The following is a 2,520-nucleotide window of genomic DNA, read 5'->3' on the forward strand; positions in this document are numbered from 1 at the left end:
TTTAAGCATTAATTTTAATTTTTTATCCAGTATACCATATGTATAAAAAAAATAAAGCCATATTTCAATAAACTGGAAAAATGATGATCTGGCTCCTCTATCAAATTTTTCACCATAAAAAAGGTAAAGCTTAATCCTTATTCCTAAAATTAATTTATTTAAATATTTTAAGGATTTATCTGAATTAAAAAAGGATTTCATGTACTGTAATGCATTTAAATCTTTTAATAACCACGTTTTATCATTTTTTATGTCTGATGCACTATCTTTATGGTCATTATAGTAGGTAAGATAAACTCTTTTATTCAATGATTTATATTTTGAGGATAGGGCGCATAAATATAAAAACGAGTCTGGGCCGGTTATTAATTCATTTAAATATTTCATGTATGGAATTAATATATTTTTTCTAATGGATATACATGATGAGTTAAAATCCGGGGGTAAAAAAAATCTTCTTTTTGAATTCATAAAAAAAGCATAATTGTGAAAATAGCCAATACTTTCATTTTTAAAAATATCATTTATGTATTCCATCTTATTTTGAGTAAATGTATCATCATCATCCATAAATACCAGTATATCCCCATGGGATTCCATGACCCCATGATAAATGAATTCGCCTATGCTCCCATTTATTATTATCTGCCTGATATTAAGGTCTTTATATCCTTCCAGATTAAAATTAAAATTTGTTATTAAAACAATTTCAAAATTTTTGACACTCTGAATTTTTAATGAATCAAGGGCATATTTTAAATATTCACGCCTATTATAAGCGGTTAATATTACGGAGATCATTTATTAGTAATATTTAAAAACAATTTTAATTTTATTATTTTATTTCCTGAATTTTATCCATAATAATTAAGGAATTTATAAATTGTCATGGTATGATTATATAAACATAATATAAATTAAGGAAGGCTTAAAATTTATAGTTAGATATTTGATATGGACTTAAAATGATTAAAAAAATTATCATAAATTTCTGGCAGCCCTATACAGCCCTGTACCGGTATGCTGAATTGCTCAGTAAACTGGATAATACAGAAATAGTAAATGTTGTTGATTCCAGAGAGAGATGGTCTTATGAACATACAGGCCATGACTTTCCGGGCAAATTTAAACATGGAATGTTCAATACCATAATGCCATCAATATCGCATAAAGATTTGGCCATATATTTAAATTCATTAAGGGACGATAATACAGTATATCATTATACGTCACAGCGTGATGTGATATTATATAATAGTGATAAAATTTTATTTACAGTTCATGATAATCCTTTTTCGCAGTTTAACACAAATTTATATTATAATAGCGATAACTATAAAAAAGAAAAACTTAGAAAATTATATGAAAAATATATTTTTAATAAATATGCAATGCATTCCAATTACATAACAACAAACACAAATTATGTTAAAGAATCTTTAATAACCTGGGGCTATAAGGGCAAAATATATGTTATAAATCATCCCGTGGCAGATTCTTTTTATCATATTAATGAGGATAAAAATAAGATCAGAAAGGAGTTAAATTTGCCATTAGATAAAATATTAATTCTTAATGTATCAAATAACGTTTTAAGAAAAAATGGAGAAATTATAATGAAATTAAATAAAATACTCAATGATGATTATTTAATTATAGGTGTTGGAAACTCAAACGGCAGAATTAATTTTAAAAATATAAACGATCAAACACTAAATAAAATTTATAATGCGTGTGATGCATTACTCTTTCCATCGCTTGAGGAGGGGCAGGGATTGCCAGTTATTGAGGCTTTTAAAGTGGGACTTCCAGTTATTGCCTCGGATATCAAGGTTCTAAGGGAGGTAACAAATTCAAATGCCATATTTGTAAATCCAAATGATGTAAATTCAATATATCAGGGAATAAGAGATTCGATAAAAAATGCCGATGAATTAATTAAAAATGGAAGAATAGAGGCTAAAAAATATTCGTTTGACATTTTCAAGCGCAAAATGGAGGATTTATATGCTAAAATATCAGGATAATGAGGTAAAATATTATTACAATGGCGATGGGAATATTAGGCCATTTATATCCTTGATAGTTACCGCATATGATAGAAATACATATTTAATGGATGCTATAAACTGCGCAGTTAACCAGACTCTTGATAAGGATAAATATGAAATTATAGTAATCAAGAATTTTTATGATCAAAAAATTGATGAATTTATATCAAAACATAAAATGAAAAGCATAATAAGCTCTGGCATTGAGGGTTATTACCCATATCTGGCCCAAAAATATGCATCTGGTCAAATAATTGTTTTTTTGGATGATGATGACCTTATTAGCACTGAAAAATTAAAAATTATATATGATATTTTTCAGGACAATAATATTGGATATTACCATAATAATTATAATGTGCTTATGAATAATACTATAGTATATGACAAATTAATAAATCCACCCAAATTTAAAACCATGGTAATAAAAAATAATAATAAACTAAAAATGGTATATTTTCTCGAGAAA

At 26.4% G+C, this 2,520-nt stretch carries 3 protein-coding genes; 2 read left to right on the forward strand and 1 reads right to left on the reverse strand.

Annotated features, from left to right (window positions below; translation table 11 throughout):
* Positions 1-801 (reverse strand): glycosyltransferase family 2 protein (locus AOG54_RS02530; protein ID WP_055032366.1); only part of this gene is annotated, 801 nt, incomplete at its 3' end.
* 164 nt (positions 802-965) lie between these two features.
* On the opposite strand from AOG54_RS02530, the gene AOG54_RS02535 reads away from it, so the two are divergent.
* The gene (locus AOG54_RS02535; RefSeq protein ID WP_055032367.1) at positions 966-2,027 is read left to right on the forward strand and encodes a glycosyltransferase; all 1,062 of its coding nucleotides are present in this window, start codon (positions 966-968) and stop codon (positions 2,025-2,027) included.
* Positions 2,008-2,520, forward strand: a 513-nt coding sequence (locus tag AOG54_RS02540; RefSeq protein ID WP_236692442.1) for a glycosyltransferase, incomplete at its 3' end; no start/stop codon positions are given. The genes AOG54_RS02535 and AOG54_RS02540, both read left to right, overlap by 20 nt.

Origin of the sequence: Acidiplasma aeolicum (genome assembly GCF_001402945.1) — an archaeon.
Lineage (GTDB): Archaea > Thermoplasmatota > Thermoplasmata > Thermoplasmatales > Thermoplasmataceae > Acidiplasma > Acidiplasma aeolicum.